This is a genomic window from Saprospiraceae bacterium (assembly GCA_016713025.1).
Classification (GTDB): Bacteria; Bacteroidota; Bacteroidia; order Chitinophagales; family Saprospiraceae; genus OLB9.
The window spans coordinates 632,550-658,479 of sequence record JADJPZ010000002.1; the positions used below are offsets into that span (position 1 = coordinate 632,550).

Sequence of the window (25,930 nt, forward strand, 5' to 3'; positions counted from 1 at the left end):
TAGCTTTACACTCTCTGAGTGCCTGTTATTAATGTCAGATGGAACACCCAATAATCATTCTCCTTTGTGTCCGGCACCAGGTCGTGGGTGTTTCATTCTCTTGATGTTTACTTGGCCACAACGACCTTTGCGTATCTGATGATTTTATCACTGAGCACATATCCTTTCTCCACGGTATCGATGATCTTGCCCTTCATTTCTTCACTTGGAGCCGGAATATCTGTGATAGCTTCATGCCACTCAGGATCAAAGTCCGCACCGGTAGATTCCATACTTTTCAGACCTTTATGCTCGAGAGTACTGTATAGTTTTTGATATACCAACTGAACACCCTCACTAAATGTCTCTGCCCCACTTTCGGCGCTCTTTTTGGCTCTGTCAAAATCGTCAAGGACGGGAAGCAATGCCGTGATGGTCTCCTGAGCCGCGGTCTTCATAAGTTCAAAACGCTCCTTGACACTTCTTTTTTTGAAGTTGTCAAACTCTGCAAAAAGCCTGAGATACTTATCCTTCGACTCATCCAGTTCGGCTTTTAGTGTTTCTATTTCTTTTTGCAATTCAATATTTTCAACTTCCTTTTTCTTTTTGGATTTTTTTTCGGAAGCTTCTTCAACCTGATTGGACATAAATTCTTTAATTTTATTGATCATACAATTGTGACAATAACTACGTTATCAATTTTATTGCCATTTTGTTTTTTGGGTCAAAATGACAGAAATATTAGAAAATCGCTGCAAAAATGGCACTTATTTTTCAGTCTGTTCTAATAGATAGCTTCTTATTTCGGAAATATCTTCATTTACTGATAGTATCATACCTTCCGGATTTATGAGATATTTGGTTGGAATTTCTCTTACACCGTACAATTTGGCTACTTTACCGGAAAACCGATCCATTTCACCAATATGATATGGCCATATCAAGCCATCATTTTGAATTGCTTTCTCCCAACTTGCTTTTTTGGTTTCAATGCCTACACTTACAATATGAAAACTTCCGGCAACATTAAACTTTTTTTCTTTCATCTCATTGTACAAACTTACCAATTCAGGGTTTTCTCTTCTGCATGGACCACACCACGAGCCCCAAAAGTCCAACAAAACGTATGACCCTCTCAACTGAGATAATGTAAAAGTGTCTCCGGAAAGCAAGGTAGATGTAAAATCCAACGCTTTTTCGCCACTTTCGTACTTCGGGAGGCGATAGAAGTAATTGATAATGTATCCTACTACCAAAACTATCAGGACAATATTTAGAAACTTATTTATTAAAGACCAGTTCATGATGTTCGTATATTATTTGTGCGTCAATCCAATTAGTTATGGTATTTTACAACAATCCTTTTTCAAATTGTGTTGCAAAAACATGCATGTAACAGGATTTAGCTTTATAAGAAATGCTATCAAATATGACTATCCCGTCGTAGAGGCGATACAATCGATATTGCCATTGTGTGATGACTTTGTAGTAGCTGTAGGAAATTCGGATGATGAAACTCTACAACTTATCGAAAGCTTGGATCATCAAAAGATTAAGATCATCCAAACAATATGGGATGATACACTTCGCAAAGAAGGAAAGGTGCTGGCAGTCGAAACGGATAAAGCTTTTCAGGCTATTTCTGAAAAAGCGGATTGGTGTATATATATTCAGGGAGACGAAGTGCTGCACGAAAAGTATCACGATAGTGTAAAATCGGCTATGGAGCAGTATGCTAAAGATGACAGAGTAGACGGTCTTTTATTTGACTACCTGCATTTTTATGGCTCATATGATTATATTGCCACGTCTTCGGCTTGGTATAAACATGAGGTTCGCGTCATTAGGAATAACAAAAGCATATATTCTTACAGGGATGCTCAGGGTTTCAGAAAAAACAATAATGAAGTCCTGAATGTAAAACCCGTAAAAGCTGTTATTCATCATTATGGTTGGGTAAAACCTCCGGTCAATATGCAATTGAAACAAAAATATTTTCAGAAATTGTGGCATAATGATGAGTGGGTCAGGGAGCATGTTTCTTCCGGAGATGAGTTTGATTATTCAGAAATTGATAGGTTGGAAGTATTTAAAGGGAGTCATCCCAAAGTCATGCAAGAGAGAATAAAAAGACTGAATTGGAGATTCTCTCACGATATTTCCAGAAACAAAATCTCAGTAAAGGATAGATTAAAACACCTCGCCAAAAAATATCTTGGAAAAGATTTTTCATATCGGAACTACCGAATTATTTGACCGAATTACCTTTTATCGTACACTTTCTGATTTTTCACTTAGAAAATCATTTTCTTTGTGGAAAGAAAACATTGTAATTTGAAGTTTTCAGGCTATTTTTACAGATACTCAGCCGTAATTAAGTTGATTATCATCGCCAGTATTCTGGCGTTAATGTATTATCAACTTACGACAGGCGAGGGACAAACATCAATAAAGTCAATATGGTTAAATAACAGGAAAGAGTTAAGGTCTGGATATTTATTGTTATGTATATGCCTGATGCCAGTCAACTGGTATCTTGAAGCCCTGAAATTTCAAAAACTGATGGCGCCCCATATCACACTTACGCTTAAGGCATCAATAATATCGGTCATCGGAGGGCTTGCTGCAGGCATCGTTACTCCGGGAAGAATCGGCGAATACGCAGGAAGACTGATCACCACTGATCCTGAACATAAAACAGAAGTCATATCCGCCACATTACTTGGAAGTATTGCCCAGAATATCTGTAATATTGGCGGAGGATTGTCGTTTAGTTATTTTTTTCTTAAATCTGTTTTTAATGTTACTTACTACAACACTTTTGCGTTTGTAGCTGGAGTGATGATACAAATAGCCATATTGATAGTGCTATATTATCATTTGCCACCATTGGCTCATATGATAGAAAAAATGTTGCCCTACAAGATCGTATCAAAAATCAGTGCAAGACTTAAAACATTGGATATGTACAAAACAAATCTTTTACACAGCGTGCTGGGATTGTCGTTTTTGAGGTATATGGTTTACTTTTTGCAATATATTATGATTATTTACTTTTTGAATGCAGATGGGCATCTTTTGGATATTGCCGGAAATGTAGCGGGTATTTATATGATACAAACAGGAATACCTTTGCCGGCATTTCTTAGTATCATGGCACGTGGAGAACTGGCCGTTCTGGTCTGGTCAGGCTTGGGTATCAGTAGTGCTATAGCTCTGGCAGCTACATTTGCACTTTGGATTATCAATCTTATATTGCCGTCATTAGCGGGATTGGCCGTTTTATACTTTGCAGATGTAAAAAAATATTTTAAATGAATCAATTCAGAACTATAACTTTGGTAGTATTGCTGGTGACATTGTCAGCGATATTTTTTTCCTTTTCTGAAAGTACAAAGTCATTTTCAAATGCTAATTGCAGCATTCAGAATGAAGCTTTTGCCGGAGGGGAACATTTAGTATACAAAATGTATTATAACCTTGGCTTTATATGGATGCCTGCCGGAGAGGTAGTATTTACGGTAGAAGAAAAACCAGCCACCTATGAAATGAAAGCCATCGGAAAAACGTACAAAAGTTATGACAAAATATTCAGGGTGAACGACTACTTTTGTTCCAGTGTGAGCAAAGAGACACTTTTCCCTAAAAATTTCGTTCGAATCATCGAAGAAGGTAGTTACAGAATATTTGATAGTATTGCTTTTGACCAGAACAGAAATGTTGCGGTAAGTTTTCACGGGACTAAGAGAGAAGATGCAAAACCGCGAGTGCATCAGCTGGATCAATGTATGCAGGATATTGTATCAAACATTTATTACATGAGAAACATCAATACAGATGGAATGAAAAAAGGCGATAAAATGGCTGTAAAGATGCTTTTTGACAAGGAGATATATCCTATCAATATCAGATATCACGGAAGTGAGAAAAAGGATATAAAAGATCTCGGCCAGTTTAAGACCATAAAAATACACCCTGATCTGGTGGCAGGTAACGTGTTTAAGGACGGAGACAAAATGACCATCTGGATCTCTGATGACGCCAATAAACTCCCATTGCTGATAGAATCTCCGGTATCGGTAGGAAGTGTAAAAGCGGTATTGAAGTCATACAAAGGGTTGAAGTATCATCTTGATTCTGAAATAAAAGACTGAATGTAAAATAAAGTGAAATGATCAGACCTGGTATAAAACAAATATTAATATCTGCCTTCCTAATATTAGGACTGGGATTTGCCATGTGGTACTACATGAAAAATCATATCTTTAAAGTACAAGAGGCTGAAAGTTCTACATTGGTACTTGAAAAAATCAAAACAGTCACCAAACTTATCACCGTAGAAGGACAGTTTTCAGAGTTGTATAACTATAAAGAATCGTATGAATATGACTTTTTTAACCTTTTCAGCAAAAAAATCATACTAAGGGTGACAGCAAAAGTTTCTGTGGGCTATGATTTTGAAAAAGTCAATCTCACTGTTGACAGCCTGACAAAAACAATCACACTCAACGAAATGCCCCTTCCGGAAATACTTTCCATAGATCACGATCTCGACTACTATGATATCAGCCAAGGTACTTTCAATTCCTTTACCGCAGATGAATACAATATGATCAATAAAAGGGCCAAACAGCTCATCGCTACTAAAGCCAAAAACACTCCACTGCTGGCTGAGGCAGAAAAACAAAAGTCAGAATACATCAAGATGATGGAAATGGCCCTCAAAAGTGGTGGTTGGCAACTGGTCGTAAAAAACCGCCCTGCGCCTTTAAACTAGTTCATCGATGACCAAAAAAATGTACAATCCATTGCTCCTGTTGCTGCTTTTAGCGGCTGAAATGCTGCATAGTCAGGTGACAACCTCAGGTCAGCTAAGTACAAAAGATAATAAGCTGTACATAGAAGCTAAAAAACTAACCCTAAAAGGAGAATTAAATAAGAGCAATAAAAAATATGAGGAATTGTTAAAAGCCAACCCTTTTTTTATCGAAGGAATCCTCAGGCTTGCTACAAATTATCATTCAGTCAAGGAATACAAGAAATCAGAGACATTATTTAAGGAGGCTATCAAAAAAGCCCCGGATTTTGATTCAGAAATGTACTATTCATTAGCGATGGTTTTACGGGATCAGCAAAAGAACAGCGAGGCCGTCAATCAATTGGAAAGCTATATCGAGAAAGATAAAAAAAATCCACTGAAGGTAAAAAAAGCAAAATTTATCAGTGAAGAGCTGAAGTTCAGAGAATATGCCTACAAAAACCCTGTTCCATTTATATCAAAAAGATTGGACGAAAATATCAACACCAAACAATCGGAGTATTCGCCGAGCTTAAGTCTGGATGATAGTGGTATGATATTTACACGTAACAACGGGCAGGAAGATCTCTATTTTGTCAAAAAAGACAGTGTGGGTAAGTACATGGTGTCAACTCCCTTGATCGGACTAAACACCACACAGAATGAAGGGGCTCACACCATGTCTGCTGATGGAAAATTTTTGGTATTCACAGCTTGCGACAGAAGAGATTCTTATGGAAGTTGTGATCTGTATTCTGCTACTATCCTGGATGGAAAATGGACGAAACCTGTCAATATGGGACAAAAGGTCAATAATGCAGGCTGGGACTCTCAACCACAACTGACACCGGACGGCAGAACACTGTATTTTTCCAGCAAACGAAAAGAGAATATCGGAGGAGCAGATATATGGATGACATGGAGAGATGAAAAAAATGCCTGGGTCAAGCCTGTCAATCTCGGCCCAAACATCAATACTGAAGGAAATGATGAAACCCCGTTTTTGCATCCTGATGGCCAAACTCTCTACTTCAGGACAGATGGCAGACCCGGTATGGGTAGTTTTGATATTTACTATAGCAGAAAAGACAGTCTGAAAGGTCAATGGCAAACCCCTGTCAATATAGGATATCCCATCAATACTGAAAATCAGGAAGGAGGATTGGTGGTCTCTCTTGATGGCCAGAAAGCTTATTATGCATCAGACATAGATCCCCACACCGGAAAAAGTACGGGAAATCTGGATATCTACAGTTTTGACCTGTATGAAAAAGCGCGGCCCCAACCATCGGTATTTGTAAAAGGATCTATCAAGGATGCCATCAGCGGTACGGCAATAGATGGATTGGTGAGCATCATCGAAATGGTCTCCGGAGAAAAGACATTTATGCTCAAAACAGATATAGACGGAACGTTTTTGACTTCTGTTTCGGCAAAAAAAATGTACGCATGTATCGTACAAAAAGAAGGCTACAGGTATTATACTCGAAACTTTGATCTTAGGCAAATTACCAACTTTACCGAACCATTTATCCTGGATGTTCAACTGACACCTGAATCAAAAATGACGGATACCCAACCGGTGATACTCCAGAATATATTTTTTAAGACGGGGTCTTCAGAACTTTTACCTGAGTCATCCACTGAAATCGATCTGTTGTATCAATTATTATTAAAAAATCCAACAGTAGGTATCCGAATCACAGGTCATACAGACAATGTAGGAAGCGATACCGATAACCTGAAACTGTCAACGGCCCGTGCCCAGGCAGTAGTAGCAGCACTTGTGAATAAAGGGATACCGAAAGAAAAACTAAAGGCGGAAGGAAAGGGAGAATCTATGCCGATTGATACCAATGATACTGAAGCAGGAAGACAAAAGAACCGCAGGACCGAGTTTGTGGTATTCAAGATGAATGAATAAACAGAAATCAGACACATTTTGATCGGCTTGAAATTTCATTCTTTAGTTTTTAGTTTCATTCAAGTGGGAGTGTAAGAAAGATTGTGTAAACTAGTATCAAGGAGTTAGGCTTCCATCTGTGGGGGGTACCCCCCACAGATGGAAAATTTTTTAATATGTTTGTGCGACCAAGTACAGACACATTTTTTAACCTAACAAATTTAATAGTTATGCAAAGTAACAAATTTAATCTTAATCTCTCTGAATTTCTTCAGGATGTCAAGTCTCTTAATGATTTTGACAATGTTATGAATGGTCTTTACAAAGATGGCATTCAAGAACTTTTAAAAGCTGAACTAAGTCATCATTTAGGCTATTCAAAACACTCGCCCGATGGGATTAATTCAGGTAATTCCCGGAATGGGTCTTATAAGAAAAGATACGCACTACACAAGGACAGGTAGAGTTGGATATTCCACGGGATCGTAACGGTGAATTTGAGCCTATCATTGTTCCCAAGGGCCAAACTACCACTGAGAAAGTAGAATCTGTCATTACATCTCTTTACAGTAGAGGTATGAGCACTGATGACATAACAGCTCAAATTCAGGAAATTTATGGCTTAGACGTTTCTAAAACCTTTGTTTCAGATATTACAAACAAAATGATTCCGGCTATCCAGGAATGGCAAAACAGACCTTTGGATAATACTTATTACATCGTTTGGATGGATTGTATTTGTTTTAAAATCCGGCAGGATAATAAAATCATCAACAAGAGTATTTATATCGTTATAGGACTGAAAACCAATGGGATCAAAGAAGTTTTGGGCATCTGGATGAGCGCCAACGAGTCTGCCGCGTTTTGGCTTTCTGTCTTAAATGAGCTCAAAGACAGGGGCGTTAAAAGATGCTCATTGCATGCACTGACAATCTTACAGGATTCACTCAGGCCATTCAAACTGCTTTCCCCGATACCGTATCCCAGCTTTGTATCGTTCATCAAATCAGAAACTCTATGAAGTTTGTCCCATGGAAAGATAGAAGGGCCTTCCTGGCTGATTTAAAAACTGTTTATGCCGCTTTAAATATGGAAACTGCTCTCATTGCTTTTGAAGCTTTTAAAGCAAAATGGGGGTCTAAATATGCCTATGCCATTAAAAGTTGGGAAGCAAACTGGTCAAATCTATCTCCCATGTTTCAGTATCCTACTAACATTCGTAAAATTATGTATACCACTAATACCATTGAAGGCCTCAACAGAGCCATCAGAAAATTTACCAAAACCAAAACACTTTTTCCAAATGATCAGGCAGCCTTGAAATCTGTATATCTTGCTATTCAGCAAATTCAAGTTAAATGGACAATGCCAATTCATAACTGGCATATTACTCATAATGAAATTTTAATTATCTTTGAGGATAATTTGATTCAGCCATAATTCTTTGAAGTTTTGTTTACACAAAATATTTTACAGCCTCATTCAAGTTATGCAAAATGTCATAGTTGTCTTTTACCCAGTTTTTAGTCTTTTTTATTATTTTGTGGTTACCCTTTAGTTTTTTCTTCAAAATTTCATACGCCTTAAGTGCTTCTTCTTTTGTATAAAAGTAACTATACCAATCTTCACTGATTTGATCTTTATTTACAATACCAAATGCACTTTTATAAATCTTCAAGATCCCCATGGAATGTGCATTTGTGAAGCTTCTTTTGCTTTGTTTATCCAAAGATGCTTTAAAAAGCAATTCGTAATGTTTTAAGTAGTTGTTGACCTTAAATTCGATCTGCGAATCACTGCTATTGTTATATGCTCTTATTCGCCATAAATTGTTGATTGGATAGTTTGGATCTTCTTTGTAGTTAGTTGTAAGATTGGAGCGTTTTTCAAAATACATTTCCTCTACGCCGGATTTGTCAATTAATTTGAGAAGTGTATCATTTTCACTTTCAATGAGTTGAATAGTTTCTCCACCAAAGTTGGATTTTCCTGGTGTAGGCATAATGATCTGATCGCTTTTGTTATATACCCAAACTAATGAATCGAGTTCTGTTCTGAAACTAATCGAACCTCTTCCATCCGGAAAAAGTGAGATATAGTAATCTTTATCATAATCTTTTGGATCTACTGCATGCTTTTTCATCATTTCCTCATGTGCTTTATCCAAATAGTTATGTTTTACCTTCATTCTCTGCCATACAGCAAATATGGCATCTTCATTTTCGAGCGATAAAATTTTCTCTGTTTTACCGTTTAGTAAAAGATTGCATGATTGCAATGCTACAAAGCAAACAATTAGTTTCAGCAACAATATGTCAGAGGTTTTAATCAGTTTATTGTTCATGATTTTTATTTTTTATCACAGATAATCTAGTCAGAAAAGGGAAATACACCCCTAAGTTCTCACAACTTGTCCCGCTTTGTGGGAGAACCGCGGGTGAAAGTCTCTCCGCCATTGGCGGACTCTTCCTGTTTGTAAATCACACAAATATAATGTAAAACCTTCGTTTTTGTAGAAACTACCTGCGAGACGAACTGCTAAATAACTCACAAAACCCGCAATTGGCTATGACCCGCTGTTGTAACTGGTGTTATTTCCATCTTTCAAGCTTTGGTAATATGCTTTCTGATATTTGTTTTGCATAATCCTTTGTCATTCCCATATTAACAGCCATTTGAATATTTTTTGCAATCTTTTGTTCAAGTGTTATTCCATCATCAACAAATTTACCGTCTTGAAAACAAAAACTACAATATTTATCACTTATACTTTTATCAAAATTTGTTCCTCCCTTTTGAGGGTCTTTATCTAGTGGCATACCACAACTTTGACATATTAATGTTTTGATTTCCATTACTAATTATTTAAAAGTTAAAACTCAATATCTAAAGGCAATTCACTAGCCGACTCAATCAATATTTTCACGTCATTTAGTCCTATAGCCCCTTTGAAAATATTCTTTTCTTTTATAATCAGATTAATCCTTGTATGCAAATCTTTCGGGTCAGATTTTGAAACCTTCTCTACATTATCAACACCTAAATCATAAAGCATTCGTGCATAAGTAACTCCAACCCATTTGATTCTAGACAAATCTGTCAATTTGGTTAGCTCCAAAATATCTACCCGTTGCTCAGTTAAGTAATCATAATATATAATAAAAAATATGTTGTGCATATTACTGAAATTCAGTAACTTAGCGGAAACATTCAAACTTTTTCGCAATGCACAACATAAAGACAAATTTCGATATTATTTTCGACATATGCAAATCTATTTTTAATGATGAAATCATTGATGATGGTAACTTCTTTAAATACCCGAATAAACCTAAAATGTCTGATATTCAATTAGTTGCCTTGTCTCTGACAGCGGAGTCCTTGAGTATTGATTCTGAAAATCATCTCTTTAATAAGCTAAAAGAAGAATATCATGACGATTTGTTCGTCCTTATTGATAGAAGAAATTACAATAGACGGCGAAAAAAATTATCTAGCTATATTTCTCTGATGGGTACAAAGGTTTGTAATATTATCAACCCTAAATGTGATAAGTTTATTGTTGACAGTATGCCGCTCCCAATATCTAAAAATGCAAGAAAAAACAGATCAACAATCTGTATGGATGACCCTAATTGCTTACCTGCAACCGGGTACCATGCTATTTCTAAAGCATTTTATTATGGATATAAAATGCACATCATTTCTTCTGTCGAAGGTATACCAGTCACAGTAGCCATAACACCAGCCAATGTAGCTGATATTGATTTTTTAAAACTTGATGAAATCATAGATATATCTGATTGTCAACTACTTGGAGATAAAGGTTATATATCTGAGTCCGTTCAGTTGTCCTTATTTGAGACAAAATCAATCCAATTAGTTACGCCTTTAAGAGCTAACATGAAAGGTCAAACGATGTGGACGAAAGCTTCTGCGTATCATAGGAAAAAGATAGAAACGAAAATTTCCCAACTAGATGATCAATTTATGGTGAAAAGAAATTATGCCAAAACATCAGACGGGCTTATCGCTAGATTGACTTGTAAAGTGGCAGCAGTTGCTACGCTACAATTAAATAATTTTTCCAAACAAAAATCATTAAACAAACTCAAAACGGCTCTTGCTGCTTAACTGCGCAACGGGTATATAGTTTCATTTCTTTTTAGATTTATAATATTCGACTCTCAATTGTTTGGCTTTTTCAATCTCTTTTTTTTGGTGTCTTACCTGTTTTTTTAACTATTCCATGGGTTGCAATTATCATTGATTTTTCAGTTTCATCCCAAAATGCAAATAATCGATAAGCAATTTTGTTATACAAAGTTCTGAATTGACTCTGTCGAACCACTTCGTTAGGTTTCCCAAATGTCATCTTCGAGCTTCTTCAGAAGTTCGTCGTCTTTCGCACTTTTAGATTTCCAAATGTTATCGGTTTTTGGCGATAGCCAAATCTGTCGTCAAAGCACTTGTTATGGCTTCGTGATTCTTTCCCTTTTAACTTTTTCAATGACTTCAAGAAGGTTGGTATACTTAACTGCATTTTCAAAACTATCGATTTTTACTTGAGGTATATTTGTAGGTTTGACATTGTCCAATTCTTCATTGATTATCATAATTGGATTCCTTTTTAAATCCAATTCCATGATGTTATTCTGAGTATGCATGTTTACTTATTTTAATAGTATATAAAATGCTGAATAATTGATATTATTTCTAAACGGTTCTGTAGCCTTATTAAGTTCCCCATAAATATGGAAATCTAAAGATAATTCATCAAAATATGTGTTAATAGCCATTTGATAAAGTCTCGTTCTTGCATCATTAGCACCCGTAAAGGTTATCACATGATTTGGATATAACTCAAAATAGTTGTAACATATATCAACTATCGTAGCCAACACCTTGTCTCTATCGCCATTATTTGAAACATTAAAGAAATCAGTTTCATCTGTTTGTTTATCATAACCTCCCATTAAAAGACTAACATAGTTTTCTCTGGTTGTTTCTTGAAAATATACTCTTTTTGTGATGTTACCTTTAGGGCCTTCACTAATAAATTGATAAACTTTTCGACTTCTACCTGTTTGTGTTATATATCTTGGTAACTCCATTTTACTCCTTCAAAACCTTAAGTACGTTGGATTCAAAATATCAAAAGTGAAGATTTATTGGGATTATATCAAATCCTACGTACTAAAATCTCTGGTCTCCGACCGCAAAGATATTCACCACGTTGGAATATTTATAACTTTATCAGCTTTGTAAAATAGTTGTTGATTCCTACGTGGTAAATTCCCGATGGTATTTCTGATAGATTCATAGTGTTTGGATCATAAGATGTTCATGTTCAATTAATTTGACTGACTGTCTTCTTTTCATGAGCAAGAAACGGCTGTGCTTTACGACGGTTTTTTGCGATAACCAAAACTGGCGTCAAAGCACTTGTTATGGCTTCGTGATTAACTTTTTCTTTGCTTTTGATACTACTTTAGGCTTGGTTAGTTTCAATAATTCACCCGTTTCTTTATAATGACTTATTATTTTGGTCATAAGTTCAGCATCAGATTTTGTATATTTATGTGGTTCTACAACCAAATCTATTCCTTTAGGCTCTAAGGCTAGTTTCATGATTTTACTTATTTTAAATATGGGAAATATTTCTTAATTAATTTTAACGCTTCTCTAGGTTCTATAACCATTCTTTGATCAAATACGTTCACTGCACCCAATGTTTTATTATAGTGTTCCATTAGTTTTGTTTTAGAAACAAAGGACACGAAGCCTTGATTTCCTTTGTCCCAGCTTAGTTTACAAGCAAAGGCGAAGAGATTTCCAGGAACACCTTCATATAGTTTTTGTTTGCCAATATTAAATGGGGCATTTTCTATTAGGTTCACGAAAATGTGATCTCCTTTATCTTCTATGCTTATAAGACCTTGAATGATTTCTGTGTTATTCACAACAGTCAACTTATAGACTTCCGCTCCTACTTTCTTCAGTTCCCCTTTCCAATTGAAGTTCCAACCCCTAGATTTTGTTACTAATTTTAGGTCTTGTGCCGTGACCTCAATTACTTCAGTAGGCAAACTGTCGCCTGATATTGTGTTGACAATACTATTAGTCAATTTATCTATCCAAACATCAATATTTTTTTGTTTTTCCATATTTACTCCTTCAATAGCTTTAGTACGTTGGATTCAAAATATCAAAAGTGAAGATTTATTGGAATTAAATCAAATCCTACGTACTTAAATCTCTGGTCTCTGACCACAAAGATATTCACCACGTTGGAAAATTTATAACTTTATCAGCTTTGTAAAATAGTTGTTGATTCCTACGTGGTAAATTCCCGATGGTATTTCTGATAGATTCATAGTGTTTGGATCATAAGATGTTCATGTTCAATTAATTTGACTGACTGTCTTCTTTTCATGAGCAAAGAACGGTTTGGCTACCCGACGTCTCGTCCCGATAGGGCGAGATGTCCGAGGTAGCCTGTGTTCTATGCTGGAATTTTCTTTCTTTTTTTAATAATGTAAAACTTAAGTCCTTCATGTTTTTCAATCGGTTTTTCTGAAACAGTATATAATTGTTCAAGTTCATCTATCCCAATTACATTCTGGCTCTTTAATTCTCCAAACCAATCTTTATTATCAACTAAAACATTTGTTAATTTTACCCCTGAAAAATTTGCATTTTCATACGAACATCCCGCAAATTCTGCTTCATCTAGATCACAATCAGTTAAATCGGAATTAGTAAAATTAGTAATGGTGAATTTACTTTTAGAAAGGTTTGATCTACTTAATTTGGCATTTTCAAGGTCTGCATCAGTAAAATAGACATTCTTTAGATTTGATGCCCTTAAATCAACATTCTTAAGAGTTGATCGTATAAAAGAACCGTTCTCGAAGTTGATTAGAACCATAATTGACTCAGTCAAATCCATTTCTTGCAGACTTCCGTTCTTTAAAAAAGCACCACTAATATAGAATTTACAGACTCCTAAATAGTATAAAGAGTTCATCTTAGATATGATACCTACTCTTGCTTCTTCTGTTTTTAATTGTATTAGATCATTAATTTCATCTGTTAGTGCTTTTATTTTTTCCTTCTTACTTTTATTGAATTCAAAAACAGTCCACAATAGTCCAAATATTAATAAGTCAAAGATCAGACCATGAGCTTCAACCAATATGTCGTGCCACGAAAATTGTGGATCTTTAAAGTCTAAATAAAATATTAATACAGAGAAAAAAATTGCAGCTAAAAGAAAAAATACGATTGCTGAATAATTAACCAATTCATATTCTATCCAATATTTGATAGTAGATTTTAGATTGAACCATTTTTTTTTAATTTGCTTTATCATTTATTTATTTCTGGCATAGAACGGTTGGTACACCTGCCGTACTACCGATAGGGAGTATGGTCATGGTGTACATTGTTACTGATGGTTACTTATTTAGCATCGAGTCTCTAATTTCTGATTTCTTCACTATGTCCGGATTCAATCCATATTTATGAATTAAATCTTTAAAAGCTGGTATAAACCAATTATCTACATATGGCGAAAGGATTATACTATCTATCATTGACACTATATCTAATTCAACGTTTTCACCTGCATTTGGCACCTCATACCCTTGGTAATTAATAAATCGAATTTCTTCTTCATAATCATACCAATTTTTCTTCCTCGTATTGCAAATTAGACCGTTTATTCCATCATATGTTCGATACGGTTCAACATAATTAACTACACATGCATGAGTAGTAGACTTTATGTTCTCGTCTACAATTGAGTTTTTAAACTTTTCTACTGTCGAGGTTATAGCTAAACCATATTTGTCTAGTCCACCATATATATGCCATAAGTGAAAAGATTCCCTTCTAAACCAGTTCCAGCAATTTACATATCCTGTTTTTCTAAAAAAGTCAGCTGTTTCTTTCGCATTTTCATCATCTATATTGATTACCGAGAATCCCTCATATTCATCAGAAAACTTGTCTGGTCTCACAAACCAAATTGACTTGTTCACAAGCATGCCGAGTAACTTTGGAATTGTTAGATACCTAATAATTGGAGTGTCGTTTACTGCAATTGCTGGCATTTCGTCTAATTCTTCATCAGAGAATTGTACATGTTTGACATTCGGATTATCTTTATCTTCTGTTATAATTGGCATATTCGTTTTTTTTAATCATCAGTAACGAGAGGATTGACGCCAAATGGCGTATATCCCGGATACAAATGTAATCTCTTTTCTTCAAATATCCATGTCGTCTATTGGACTTTTTGTTTCGGATTTCATTCTATCGGTGATCCCGCTAAAGACGGGACAAGTTATGAGTAAAGCCTAGATATTCTTGTACTTGCCTGAGATCCATGCCGCTGAGTACAAGGTGTGTAGCGAAGCTATGAGTCCACTCTAAAAAGCGGAAACTACCAGCTTTCTCCGATGTGGGCAAGAAAAAAACCAGTCAAAAAGAACTCAATATGAATAGCTGTGGGTGCAACCCACAGCGCAATCAATAGAAATGCTCAACCTTTAAAGGTTTGAATATTAGCATGTTAAGAATTCTACCCTTTCAGGGTTTAGAAATCAGAAATAAGAGCTTATAAGAACACTTTTCTATCTTTCCCGTGAGTCAAATACTCAAATATCTTTATGTACTTATCAGATAAATAGCATATGTGTGCCTACACCTGATCCTTGTTTGTAAAAATCACCAACTGTAAGGACACCATCAAGGTCTTCAAACATGTCTTCTTCTTTGTAATGAAACATATCCATGGCAAGCTTACATGCCCAAAGTTTTACACCTGAGGCTGTCAGTATTTCGAGAAATTCTCTTACATCCGGCATATCTATTTTTTCCATTTCTTTTTTCATCATGGAAGTGGCCAGTGCTTCCATACCTGGTAAACCTCCGAGCATAGTAGGCATATGCATGGCAGGGTTTCCTACTGTGGCTATATGAAGGTGGTCCAGTTTTTTGTTATGTATGGCTTCGAGGCCAAAGAAAGTAAAAAATATTTCTGCCTGAATACCTTCCATTCTTGCACCATTGGCCAGAACAAAACATGCATACACATTTTCAAGTGTTGCTTTGGACAAGATGATCATCATCTTATTTATTCTTCCATCATTTTCCATTTTTGTTTCTTTTTATTGTGAATGAATTTGATTAAATACAGCTTACAGGTTTAGGTATGCCTGCTATTTTTGTTGCTGTCTTCAGAGGTGCAACAGGAAATAGCTGGTAAAATTCTTTGATATCTACTACACCACTTTTTCCGATTTTTCTGATGCTGAGAGGTACCTCATTTTTGTATTCTGTTTGGATATAATCGATCACTTCCCAGTGTCTGGCTGAGAGTGTTACATCATTTTCAGCAGCTATTGCATCTGCTATACTTTTATCCCATTGACTGAATTCAGTCATAAAACCTTCCTCTGTTACAGAGACGGTTTTGCCTGCTAATAATTTGTCCATATTGTGTTAAAAATTTATTGTTTTATAAAAAATTAAAAATCTTTTCCTGCTTCATTCATTCGGGCAGTTACAAATGGAATGGGCCTTGCTTTGAGCAACATATTCCAGTAAACCCACCTGAATGCCAGCTTTCCAAAATGATTGAATCGCGATTCTTTCAATAGTCTGAGTGGTCCTATACCAGCTATCGGAAATGTTCCGGTCACCGGTTCATGATCATAGTTAAAATCAATCAGAAGTGCTTTGCCACCGCCTGTTTCTATAAAGCAATTGGCATGTCCATCAAACTGTTCTGTCATTTCTTTACCTTTGATATAACTAAGTATGTTTTCCGTTAGGATCTCTGCTTCAAAGTGGACTACAGAGCCTGCTTTGGATGTGGGTACATTGGTAGCATCACCTATGACGAAGACATCCGGATATTTTTTGGACTGTAATGTACCTTTGTCTGTAGGTATAAAGTTAAGGTCATCTCCCATGCCCGATATTTCGACTACTTCTCTTCCTTTGTTGGTGGGTACAGTAACTAATAGGTCAAAAGGAATAGATTTGCCACCATAATCATTGATGGTTTTATTTTCATTATCTACAGATTCAATGGCAAAATCGGATTCGATATGAATATTTTTCTCTTTGAGCAAGTATTCCAGTGTTTCGGTTGCTTTTGGTTTGGTAAATGCACCACTCAATGGCGTCACATAGGTGATTTCTACTTTGTCACGCATCTTTTTATCCTTAAAAAAACTATCTGCAAGGAAAGCAAACTCCAGTGGAGCAACGGGGCATTTGATCGGCATTTCTGTGATGTGTACTACCAGCTTTCCACCTTTCCAGTCGCGCAATTTATCTCTCAATGATACAGCTCCTTCGTAGGTATAAAATGTAAATACACTTTTGCCCCATTCGTCACTTTGCATACCCTCTATTTCTTCCGGAGCTACTTCTGTTCCTGTGGCTACTATAAGTATATCATACTGCAAAGTATTGCCATTAGACAGGATGACTTGATGGTCTTCAGGTAAAATCTTTGCAGCAGATACATTGAGAAAATCAACGCCTTTGGGTATAAAATCTTTGATCGGTTTGACTACATCTTCAGGTTTGTACTGATCAAATGGCAAAAACAAAAATCCAGGCTGATAATAATGTTCTTTGCGTTCATCTATGATAGTGATACTCCAATTTTTATTATCGAGCTCTTTGTTGAGTTGCTGAGCCATAATGGTACCTCCTGTACCTGCTCCGATTATTACTACTTTTTTCATCTTCAAATATGATTATGACTCAAAAGTAGGTGCTATAATCTATTCAAAAAGTGACTTTTGTCATATATAAGTATGATCAAAGTTCTGAAAGTGCCTATAGGTAACATAGGTTACTCACACAACATTAAAATCTCAGAAAATCAGTCAGAATATCCATAAAATGATTTTTCGAAACACATTTTAGTAATACCTAAAAATCTAAAATGATAATCTATTACGACCTCCAAATACTATATTATGACCTTTGAAACAACATGACCATGCCGTCAGGTGTGCTGACGGTTCCTTCACTAAATTGAGCTCCCACTCAATTTTGCTGTCGCAACGTTCAGTCATGCACCATAGGAGTTACTATGATTTGTCGCTAAAAATGCTGATTTTATTATATTTGAAGCTCTCACTACGAATCTCATTTTAGATATTTAGGTAATATAGAATGCTTTGAAAAAACCGCAATTGTTCCGGTCTTTTTCAATTGTCAGGATAATAAAAATGTATATTTTTGTTTTTTATTATCTATTCGATTTTTGAAACCATGATATAATTTTTAAGAATTTGTTTTCAGGTGTTAATAAAAAAGACTAATTTTACCCTAACCCTGCAGAGATAGTAAGCATAAATGATTGAATATGGCAAATAAAAAAGAAGAAACGGCATCATTTGTATTGAGATTATCACAGAAGATTTTTGAAAAAGAAGATGGTGACCACCAGGTGGAGTGGCGAGGCAATATCCGTCATGTGCAGTCCGGTGAAGAAGCACGGTTTACCAATTTTGAAGATGCAAAGTCATTTGTTCAGAATATCATCACTTCCATGACCATTAAGGCTGTGGAGGACAAACCCGATGATACACAAAAAGGCATATTGGCACAGAGTTTTGAATTCTGGAAAAAAGTAGCTTCTGCTACCCCAAAATTGGTGATGGACTCCATAAAAGACCCCAAAAAACAAGCAGAAAACATCCAGGATCAGATACAGGAACAAATCCATCACATATCAGATGCCATAGGCCAGAAAATAGAGAACACCATAGGATCCAAAATAGAACTAGACAATATTCTGCCCGCATCCAAAGCCGAAATCGTCGAAAAGCTGGACTTACTCAACAAAAGGCTTGAAGCGATAGAAAAAAAACTGGACAAACTTAACACCATCAAAAAAAACTAATAAATCCTGAACAAGCAATGTTCAAAAGGAAGTAATTACAGATAACTAACATGAATCCACCGACGCTTCAGGATATCACCCAAAAAAAATATACCGCCAAATTACAGGTATATACTATGGGCAAATTTGAAGTATATGTCGACGGTCAAAAAATACAGGCACAAGCATGGAAACGCGATAAATCCCTTCAATTATTTCAGTTTATGATCATCGCATGCCATCGAAAGGCATTGCATAAGGAGCAAATCATCGATCGGCTTTGGGAAGACGAGATGGATGATCAGGGATTTAAAGTGGCGCTTCATGGTATCAGTAAAGTCATAGAGCCCGATAAGAAGAGTCATGCCACTTCTGCCTATATTGAGAGAAATACGCATACTTACTCCTTGATTACTGATGATATTTGGGTGGATGTTTATACTTTTGATGCGCTCATCGCCTCGGGCAACCGGATGATTCATACTGATCCTGCGCATGCCGAACAATTGCTCAGGGAAGCGATCATATTATATTCGGGAGTTTTTCTCCCTGACAGAATCTATGAAGACTGGTCAGCTGACGAAAGAGAAAGATTACAGCTTTCTTTTCTGAATGCAAGCACAGCGCTAGCAGAACTGGTGCTAGTATCCAATCCGACAGAATGTATTCAGTTGTGCCAGGATGCATTACTTACTGACATCACCTGGGAGGACGCTTACAGGTTACAGATGGCAGCATTTTTTGCCAAGGGCAACCGGCCTATGGCTATCAAAACTTATCGCGTCTGCGAAAAAGTACTCGATGAAGAGATGGGAGTCAAACCACTACCGGAAACCAAAAAGTTATACCAGACTATATTGAATACCTGATCATCATACTGATTAAGGAGGTAGCAAAACTCAGCACATTAAAGGTCATGAGCATCAATCATTGCAAAAACATATAGATATATGTATCACATCGTCTTTACTTTATTATGATGACATATTTATTTTATTTGATTCTGATAAAATTATAGTAGTTATAAATTAAGCTATATTTGTCATTTCAATCCTCTATGATGAGAAAAAAATGTGGCTTTTACATCGGTTTTATTATTTTATTACTGAGGGTAACATATGCTGACGGGCAGCTAAGTAATGATTTTTCGCTGGACAAAAAGCAATTTTTATTTGATTCCACACCAGAAAGATCGTTGAAAGCAACTTATTTAAAAAACACCATAGATAGCCTTATAGAAACAAAAGTTGATCCATCTCAGGATAGTGCATCTTGGCAAGGTGCCTTTTGGGCGATGCAGCTGATGCTGTACAAGCCTGAAAAATTCCTTAAATTGATACCTTCTTTTATACAAAACTTATCATCCGGAAGTGATGAATATCAAAGAAGCTTTCTCGAAATGCTCTATACACTATACCCCAATGATTTTAAAAAAAATATAAACAAGGAATGGAGGAGACTCAGCAATGCTAAAAATCAGGCTATGGCTTTGGAATATCTTGCACTAAATAGCATCCAACCCAACATTAAAAGAACTGATAAAATCTTCCAAACCGGATGGTACGAATCTTACATCAACAGAAGGAATAAAATCACTTCAGTGGAAGTAATGGAAAAAGACTTTAAAGATTTTACTTTTTTGCCCGGCAAAGTAATCATCTGCAGCTTTCAGTCATCTGACAGAAATACTCCGGGATATGCTATGATCAGGAAGCAAGATGGTACCTGGCTTACCGACATTAATAATCTCCCGGTAAAAATCCCGCAACTTGCCCGCTCAATTTCCAATTTACCATATTACCTTACTAACGGTAATACACCACAAGGACTGTTTAGGGTCACCGGTACTGATATATCTGAGAATAAATGGATAGGACCCACTACCAATATTCAGATGGTGTTGCCTTTTGAAAATGATCATCAGTTTTTTCAGGGAAGCAAAGATTATGAGGTGTATTACAAAACCTTGTTGGGGGAAAAGCTCAGTAAGGTAGATGCTTTGTACGAAGCTTTTTACGCCGGAAAATTGGGGAGGTCTGAAATTATTGCACACGGCACCACTATAGATCCTGAGTTTTATCGTGGCCAAAAGTTTTATCCATGTACACCATCATTAGGTTGTCTCTGCAGTCCGGAGATATGGGATGAAGATGGCAGGATTTCTTATAGTGCTCAGCAGCAAATCCTTGATGCCTTGATAAATAATAATCTGATCCCTGAATGGCTCATCGTCGCTGAAATTTCAGATTTTCAACCTCCGGAAACAATAAAAAAATGAATGAATTTTCGACTGAGGCTCAGAAAATTTTAAAAAATTATTTTCAAAATGAGGATATCGTCATTGTCGCGGCGCTTAATTGGGGTTTGGGTCATGCTTCAAGGTGTGTTCCGGTCATACATTGGTTGACCCAACATTGTGCACAAGTCATTGTGGCATCAGATGGCGAATCTTTGGAACTGTTGAAAAAGGAATTTCCTCAATTGACATTTGAATCATGTCCTGGTTACAATATCAGATATAAGTATGAAAATATTGTAGTAAACATGCTGATGGCTTTACCTTCTATGATTCGTGCTATCAGCAAAGAAAAGTCGAAAGTAAAAAAGTTATCTCAAAAATATAACGCCAATGTAATTCTTTCTGACAATAGACTCGGATGCAGAACAAAGAATCTACGCAATTATTACATCACCCATCAGATCAACATTCCCCATACAAACAAACTAATAGCATCTCTGGGTTCTGCCCTCCACCAATGGTATATCAGAAAATTTGATACTTGTTTTGTGCCCGATTATAAAGGGAAAAGGGCCATTTGTCCTGCATTGTCATTCGGTAAAAATCTAAAAGCTGAATATCTCGGCCCATTAACCCGTATAAGACATTTGAATTTACCTAAAACAACTGACATTTGTATCGTTTTATCAGGGCCGGAACCCCAAAGATCAAAAATCGAAACATTACTGGTTCCTGTTTTAAATTTAATGACGTCTTTTAAAATAAGTTTTGTAAGAGGAACAATCAATAAATACTTAGGTGTTCGGTTTGAAGATCATATTCTTTGTTCAGATGTAATGACCTCCTTACAGATAGAATCTTTATTAAATACATCAAAATTACTGATTTCCAGATCAGGGTACTCAACAATAATGGACATCCATCATTTGGACATAAAAGCCATTTTGATACCTACTCCCGGACAGACAGAACAGGAATATATCGCCGATGTAATCAAAAATGATTCTAAATACTATATTATAAATCAAAACGAAACAAAAAAACTGCCCGAAATTATTCAAAGTATGATTAAATCCTGACTTTTGCGGTTTGGTTTAATTTTAACTAACATTGAGTATCGACAATCAGTCCAATAAAATCATCATTTCTGACCATCTGGTTGCAGATCAGATACAAGAATTATTTGAGGATTACGTAAATCCGGTTATTGGGTCGTTAGAATTATCCTCAGAAAATATGTATCCCAGACGAATCCTGGGCAACTATATCACCTACCTTGTCACTGATGGCAATGACACACACTCCGTGATGGTCAATAAAGGAAAAAGTCCCTATGCTATACAGTGCGACTGTAATACTTACAACCACAGTGGAAAATGCCTTCATATCGCTAAAGTTCTTATTTCAGCAAAAAACCAATGCTTTCAGGAAGAAAATTTTAAAAAAATAGAAGCGCTGCGTAGAGAAGAACATAATAGAAAAATAGAAGAGGAAAACGAAAAAAATAAATCCAAAGAAATCCAAACCAAAAAGAATTTATTGAGCCGTCTTAATAAAATTGTACATATGGGTTCGTCTTTGAGTGAAGGCCATTATTTAAAATCTGTGGATAAAAATCCGGGAGACCCATCAAAACCGTACGTAATAAAAGATGCCAAAGATTTCAATTTTTATCGCTTGGCATCAGCCATACCGGATTTAAAAAATGTTTCGCGACGAAATAAAATCTTTAAAAAGTTAACTACATCTGGCAATGGGATAGATATTGCTTATCAGTTTCATACTGATCGAAAGACCATTTCCTTCCGGGTAAACAAAAATAATGACCTGGAAGTAAAGTGCACTTGTAGTCAGACTTATGAAAACAATATATGCTCACATGCACTAGACAGCATCTCCTATCTTTCTGACATAGGCAATTACTTTTTGTTTGTGCCATTCTGCAATCAGGATAAAGAAAAAAATATAATACTTGCTGATTATGGGCTGACATTAAATGACCCTGAGGCGGCAGAGTTCCGATTTGCCAGTGATTTTTCAGGTAGATTATCATTATCATATGTACCGCCTCATTTTGTGAGTGCCGGTAAGCTTTTGAAGATAAGCAGCCTGATAGTCTCTCAGGAAAAAACTAAAAAATTCAGAGTAGCCAGAGATATGCATGATATCGGACTTCTGTTTCAGTTGTCTCACTCATTGCAGTCCAATATTCCGCTAAGGATAGAAGCCCTTAAGATAGAGCCATCCAAAAAAGGGGAAGATAAGCTTTCCCGTATTATCATCAATAAAGAAGAAAACATTCCTTTGCTCTCAGTGCTTGATGATGATAAGTACGGCATGCTCATGGATTTCAGTTATATCAATTATAAAGACCTTTTAGGTTCAGGATATTATACAAGTAGTTACAATATTTTTTCTACTCAACCATACGATGCCACACGAAGGCAATATCTTAAATATTTCAACTCTAAACTCGAAGATCACTGGCAGCAACTTTGTCGATGGAATCACGTAAAAATGATTACGGACAATGAAAATTTTTCTAAATCCAATCTGAAAGATATTCAACTATCCCCACAACCGGTGTATGCCGACTTGAAGGTGAGTTCTAATGAAAAGTTCATAACGGTACAAACTATTTTTCGTGATGAGGAAGGTAGAATCGTCATTGGTGATGAGGAAGGTTGTGAGATATATTTCGGTAATGTAATACTTTCAAAAGGTGTTTTGTACCTCAACAGACGCAAAGATCTCGTACCTTTTCTGGAATCAATGCCTCAGGGAAAGCTTGTCTTTCCGGTACATATCGCCGACAAAGTTGTAAAAAATGTTCTTTTTCCGCTTTCTCAGAAGTTTGGAATCGAGATTCCGGATATGTTCAGACTGCAGGTGAGAGAAGCTACAATGATTCCTTCGATTCATCTCAAAGAGTTTCAGGATAAGTTCCTTCAGGTTGGTCCCAAGTTTTGTTATGACGATCTTACGATCGATATGAATGATTCCGCGGATCATTATTTTAAGGAAGGAGCCGATCAACAACTGTTGATCAGAAACATACCCGAAGAGACAGGATTTGTTGAATATATCCGTTCTATGCACCCTCAATTCAAAAATCAGAATTTTCAGCCATATTTTCTCCTATCTTTTGATGAAGTGATGAAAAACCAATGGTTTTTACAGTTCTCAAAACAATTGATGGCCGAAGATATCAAAATGGTGGGATTCAATGACCTTAAAAAATTTAAGTATAACACGTCCACTCCAAAGTGGGATATGAAAGTATCCAGCGGTATCGACTGGTTTGATGTTCAGGTATCTGCTTCCTGGGGAGATCAGGAGATCAGTTTCCGCGATATTAAAAAAGCCATCATGAACGGTCAGGATTTTGTCGTTCTTGGTGATGGATCTTTCGGCATGTTACCTGAAGAGTGGCTCAAAAAATACAGCAGTCTGTTTAAGTTTGCTGTAGACGAAAAATCGGGATTGAAGATTAGTAAAAAGCACTTCAATATTGTAGAAATGCTCTTTGATCAGATTGATGATCAGGATATCATTGATGAGATTGAAGAAAAAAAACGAAAGCTTCTTCATATCGAAAATGTTAAAGCAGCGCCCATTCCTTCCAATATCAATGCCACCTTAAGGCCATATCAGGAGACAGGCTATCAATGGATGCAGGTCCTGGATGAAGTTTCATGGGGAGGATGTCTTGCGGATGATATGGGATTGGGCAAAACCCTCCAGACCATCACGTTTTTGTCTTATATAAAACAAAAGTACAACAATCCTACAAGCCTGATCATATGCCCAACTTCATTGATCTACAACTGGGAAAATGAATTGAAAAAATTTGCACCCGGCCTGAAGTATCATCTGTTTTATGGACTGGGCAGAACCTTCAGTGACGAACATTTTAATGACTACGATATCGTCATCTCATCGTATGGTATCGTACGCAACGATATTGAGACTTTACTCAATTTTGAGTGGGAATACGTCATTCTCGATGAAAGTCAGGCCATAAAAAATCCTGATGCCATATCTACCAAAGCGGTACAGTTGCTTAAAGCCAGAAATAGGTTTATCCTCAGTGGTACACCTCTTCAGAACAATACTTATGACATATATGCCCAGTTCAACTTTCTAAATCCCGGATTGCTCGGAGGACGGGAGTTTTTCAGGCATGAATTTGCAAATCCCATAGATAAAGATGGTGACAAAGACGCTGGAGTAATGTTAAGAAGGCTGATAAAACCATTTATGCTGAGAAGAACTAAAACAGAAGTTGCACCCGATCTGCCTGAAAAAACAGAAATGATCTTGTGGTGCCAGATGGAAAAAGCTCAAAAAGTCATTTATGACGAATATAAAGATTACTACCGGCATGCATTAATGCAAAAAATAGAGACCGAAGGCATAGCAAAATCAGGTATGTATATCCTCGAAGGATTGCTGAGACTCAGACAAATATGTGACGATCCGCGATTGCTGAAAGATAAAGATATAACAATCAAAGGTATTAAAATTCTGGAGCTGGTAAGAGAAATAGAAGAAAATATGGGAGAGCACAAAATGCTTGTGTTTTCTCAGTTTACTGAAATGCTTGCCCTCATCAGAGAAGAAATGGATAAAAGTAAAATCAAATATTGCTATCTGGATGGAAGCACTTCTGCTATAGGAAGACAAGAACAAGTAGAAACGTTCCAATCCAGAGAAGATATCAATGTATTTCTGATCTCGCTCAAGGCCGGTGGTGTGGGACTTAACCTCACAGAAGCAGACTATGTCTATATCGTTGATCCATGGTGGAATCCAGCTGTCGAACAACAAGCCATAGACCGTACACATCGAATTGGGCAGAAAAACAAAATATTTGCATATAAGATGATCTGCAAAGACAGTGTCGAAGAGAAAATCATCCAACTCCAGGAAAAAAAATTACTCATCTCCAAAGAAATCGTTCAGGAAGACACCGCATTCTTCAAGAGTCTGACAAGGGATGATATCAATTATTTGTTTAGTTAGGAGTATGTTTAAATTTTTATGTTTGAGCGAAAGTGAGGAAATTTAATTTCAGATAAGGTGACTGAATGG

At 36.3% G+C, this 25,930-nt stretch carries 26 protein-coding genes and 2 pseudogenes; 12 read left to right on the top strand and 16 right to left on the bottom strand.

Annotated elements, in window-relative coordinates:
* Positions 1 to 107: 107 nt before the first annotated feature.
* Positions 108 to 650 carry a nucleotide exchange factor GrpE gene (locus IPK35_02830; GenBank protein ID MBK8052232.1) on the bottom strand — a complete coding sequence of 181 codons (543 nt, stop codon included), beginning with the start codon at positions 648 to 650 and terminating at the stop codon, positions 108 to 110.
* A 96-nt stretch (positions 651 to 746) separates the two neighbouring features.
* The gene (locus IPK35_02835) at positions 747 to 1,283 is read right to left on the bottom strand and encodes a TlpA family protein disulfide reductase (GenBank protein MBK8052233.1); all 537 of its coding nucleotides are present in this window, start codon (positions 1,281 to 1,283) and stop codon (positions 747 to 749) included.
* A gap of 82 nt (positions 1,284 to 1,365) precedes the next feature.
* On the opposite strand from IPK35_02835, the gene IPK35_02840 reads away from it, so the two are divergent.
* The 6 genes and pseudogenes from IPK35_02840 to IPK35_02865 all read left to right on the top strand — a co-directional run bounded on the left by IPK35_02840 (position 1,366) and on the right by IPK35_02865 (position 8,120).
* Positions 1,366 to 2,235 carry a glycosyltransferase family 2 protein gene (locus IPK35_02840; protein ID MBK8052234.1) on the top strand — a complete coding sequence of 290 codons (870 nt, stop codon included), beginning with the start codon at positions 1,366 to 1,368 and terminating at the stop codon, positions 2,233 to 2,235.
* 57 nt (positions 2,236 to 2,292) lie between these two features.
* Complete coding sequence (locus tag IPK35_02845) at positions 2,293 to 3,297, top strand: flippase-like domain-containing protein (GenBank protein ID MBK8052235.1); 1,005 nt, start codon at positions 2,293 to 2,295, stop codon at positions 3,295 to 3,297.
* Positions 3,294 to 4,133, top strand: coding sequence for a DUF3108 domain-containing protein (locus tag IPK35_02850; GenBank protein ID MBK8052236.1), 840 nt, complete (start codon positions 3,294 to 3,296; stop codon positions 4,131 to 4,133). Before IPK35_02845 ends, IPK35_02850 begins: the two co-directional genes overlap by 4 nt.
* A 17-nt stretch (positions 4,134 to 4,150) precedes the next feature.
* Positions 4,151 to 4,756 (top strand): DUF4230 domain-containing protein, encoded by a 606-nt coding sequence (locus IPK35_02855; protein MBK8052237.1) that lies wholly within the window; start codon positions 4,151 to 4,153, stop codon positions 4,754 to 4,756.
* Between the two features lie 7 nt (positions 4,757 to 4,763).
* Positions 4,764 to 6,701, top strand: coding sequence for a PD40 domain-containing protein (locus tag IPK35_02860; protein ID MBK8052238.1), 1,938 nt, complete (start codon positions 4,764 to 4,766; stop codon positions 6,699 to 6,701).
* Between the two features lie 209 nt (positions 6,702 to 6,910).
* A pseudogene (locus IPK35_02865) lies at positions 6,911 to 8,120 on the top strand (IS256 family transposase).
* A gap of 16 nt (positions 8,121 to 8,136) precedes the next feature.
* Here IPK35_02865 and IPK35_02870 read toward each other — a convergent pair.
* The 3 genes from IPK35_02870 to IPK35_02880 form a co-directional block, all read right to left on the bottom strand.
* The gene (locus IPK35_02870) at positions 8,137 to 9,024 is read right to left on the bottom strand and encodes a hypothetical protein (GenBank protein ID MBK8052239.1); all 888 of its coding nucleotides are present in this window, start codon (positions 9,022 to 9,024) and stop codon (positions 8,137 to 8,139) included.
* Positions 9,025 to 9,271: 247 nt separating this feature from the next.
* The gene (locus tag IPK35_02875; protein MBK8052240.1) at positions 9,272 to 9,535 is read right to left on the bottom strand and encodes a zinc ribbon domain-containing protein; all 264 of its coding nucleotides are present in this window, start codon (positions 9,533 to 9,535) and stop codon (positions 9,272 to 9,274) included.
* Positions 9,536 to 9,552: 17 nt separating this feature from the next.
* The gene (locus IPK35_02880) at positions 9,553 to 9,858 is read right to left on the bottom strand and encodes a DUF4332 domain-containing protein (GenBank protein ID MBK8052241.1); all 306 of its coding nucleotides are present in this window, start codon (positions 9,856 to 9,858) and stop codon (positions 9,553 to 9,555) included.
* Between the two features lie 47 nt (positions 9,859 to 9,905).
* Here IPK35_02880 and IPK35_02885 point away from each other — a divergent pair, with 47 nt between their 5' ends.
* The gene (locus tag IPK35_02885) at positions 9,906 to 10,814 is read left to right on the top strand and encodes an IS982 family transposase (GenBank protein ID MBK8052242.1); all 909 of its coding nucleotides are present in this window, start codon (positions 9,906 to 9,908) and stop codon (positions 10,812 to 10,814) included.
* A 21-nt stretch (positions 10,815 to 10,835) separates the two neighbouring features.
* On the opposite strand, the pseudogene IPK35_02890 reads toward IPK35_02885, so the two are convergent.
* The 11 genes and pseudogenes from IPK35_02890 to IPK35_02940 form a co-directional block, all read right to left on the bottom strand.
* Positions 10,836 to 11,134, bottom strand: a pseudogene (locus IPK35_02890) (type II toxin-antitoxin system RelE/ParE family toxin).
* 18 nt (positions 11,135 to 11,152) lie between these two features.
* The gene (locus IPK35_02895; GenBank protein MBK8052243.1) at positions 11,153 to 11,347 is read right to left on the bottom strand and encodes a hypothetical protein; all 195 of its coding nucleotides are present in this window, start codon (positions 11,345 to 11,347) and stop codon (positions 11,153 to 11,155) included.
* Positions 11,348 to 11,353: 6 nt separating this feature from the next.
* Positions 11,354 to 11,794 (bottom strand): hypothetical protein, encoded by a 441-nt coding sequence (locus IPK35_02900; GenBank protein ID MBK8052244.1) that lies wholly within the window; start codon positions 11,792 to 11,794, stop codon positions 11,354 to 11,356.
* A 334-nt stretch (positions 11,795 to 12,128) separates the two neighbouring features.
* On the bottom strand, positions 12,129 to 12,311 hold the full coding sequence (locus tag IPK35_02905) for a hypothetical protein (protein ID MBK8052245.1): 183 nt from the start codon (positions 12,309 to 12,311) through the stop codon (positions 12,129 to 12,131).
* 8 nt (positions 12,312 to 12,319) lie between these two features.
* Positions 12,320 to 12,847 (bottom strand): hypothetical protein, encoded by a 528-nt coding sequence (locus tag IPK35_02910; protein ID MBK8052246.1) that lies wholly within the window; start codon positions 12,845 to 12,847, stop codon positions 12,320 to 12,322.
* 338 nt (positions 12,848 to 13,185) lie between these two features.
* Complete coding sequence (locus IPK35_02915; protein MBK8052247.1) at positions 13,186 to 14,055, bottom strand: pentapeptide repeat-containing protein; 870 nt, start codon at positions 14,053 to 14,055, stop codon at positions 13,186 to 13,188.
* An 85-nt stretch (positions 14,056 to 14,140) separates the two neighbouring features.
* Positions 14,141 to 14,872 carry a hypothetical protein gene (locus IPK35_02920; GenBank protein MBK8052248.1) on the bottom strand — a complete coding sequence of 244 codons (732 nt, stop codon included), beginning with the start codon at positions 14,870 to 14,872 and terminating at the stop codon, positions 14,141 to 14,143.
* 492 nt (positions 14,873 to 15,364) lie between these two features.
* Positions 15,365 to 15,844 (bottom strand): DsrE/DsrF/DrsH-like family protein, encoded by a 480-nt coding sequence (locus tag IPK35_02925; protein ID MBK8052249.1) that lies wholly within the window; start codon positions 15,842 to 15,844, stop codon positions 15,365 to 15,367.
* A 31-nt stretch (positions 15,845 to 15,875) separates the two neighbouring features.
* Complete coding sequence (locus IPK35_02930; GenBank protein MBK8052250.1) at positions 15,876 to 16,184, bottom strand: TusE/DsrC/DsvC family sulfur relay protein; 309 nt, start codon at positions 16,182 to 16,184, stop codon at positions 15,876 to 15,878.
* A gap of 32 nt (positions 16,185 to 16,216) precedes the next feature.
* Positions 16,217 to 17,449, bottom strand: coding sequence for an NAD(P)/FAD-dependent oxidoreductase (locus IPK35_02935; GenBank protein ID MBK8052251.1), 1,233 nt, complete (start codon positions 17,447 to 17,449; stop codon positions 16,217 to 16,219).
* A 198-nt stretch (positions 17,450 to 17,647) separates the two neighbouring features.
* Positions 17,648 to 17,785 (bottom strand): hypothetical protein, encoded by a 138-nt coding sequence (locus IPK35_02940; GenBank protein ID MBK8052252.1) that lies wholly within the window; start codon positions 17,783 to 17,785, stop codon positions 17,648 to 17,650.
* Between the two features lie 293 nt (positions 17,786 to 18,078).
* On the opposite strand from IPK35_02940, the gene IPK35_02945 reads away from it, so the two are divergent.
* From IPK35_02945 to IPK35_02965, 5 genes are all read left to right on the top strand, one after another.
* On the top strand, positions 18,079 to 18,618 hold the full coding sequence (locus IPK35_02945; GenBank protein MBK8052253.1) for a hypothetical protein: 540 nt from the start codon (positions 18,079 to 18,081) through the stop codon (positions 18,616 to 18,618).
* A gap of 50 nt (positions 18,619 to 18,668) precedes the next feature.
* Positions 18,669 to 19,466 carry a transcriptional regulator gene (locus tag IPK35_02950; protein MBK8052254.1) on the top strand — a complete coding sequence of 266 codons (798 nt, stop codon included), beginning with the start codon at positions 18,669 to 18,671 and terminating at the stop codon, positions 19,464 to 19,466.
* 170 nt (positions 19,467 to 19,636) lie between these two features.
* Entirely contained in the window at positions 19,637 to 20,875 is a 1,239-nt protein-coding gene (locus tag IPK35_02955; GenBank protein ID MBK8052255.1) for a hypothetical protein, read from the top strand.
* On the top strand, positions 20,872 to 21,915 hold the full coding sequence (locus IPK35_02960) for a glycosyltransferase (protein MBK8052256.1): 1,044 nt from the start codon (positions 20,872 to 20,874) through the stop codon (positions 21,913 to 21,915). Before IPK35_02955 ends, IPK35_02960 begins: the two co-directional genes overlap by 4 nt.
* Positions 21,916 to 21,946: 31 nt before the next feature.
* On the top strand, positions 21,947 to 25,861 hold the full coding sequence (locus IPK35_02965; GenBank protein MBK8052257.1) for a DEAD/DEAH box helicase family protein: 3,915 nt from the start codon (positions 21,947 to 21,949) through the stop codon (positions 25,859 to 25,861).
* Positions 25,862 to 25,930: the final 69 nt, after the last annotated feature.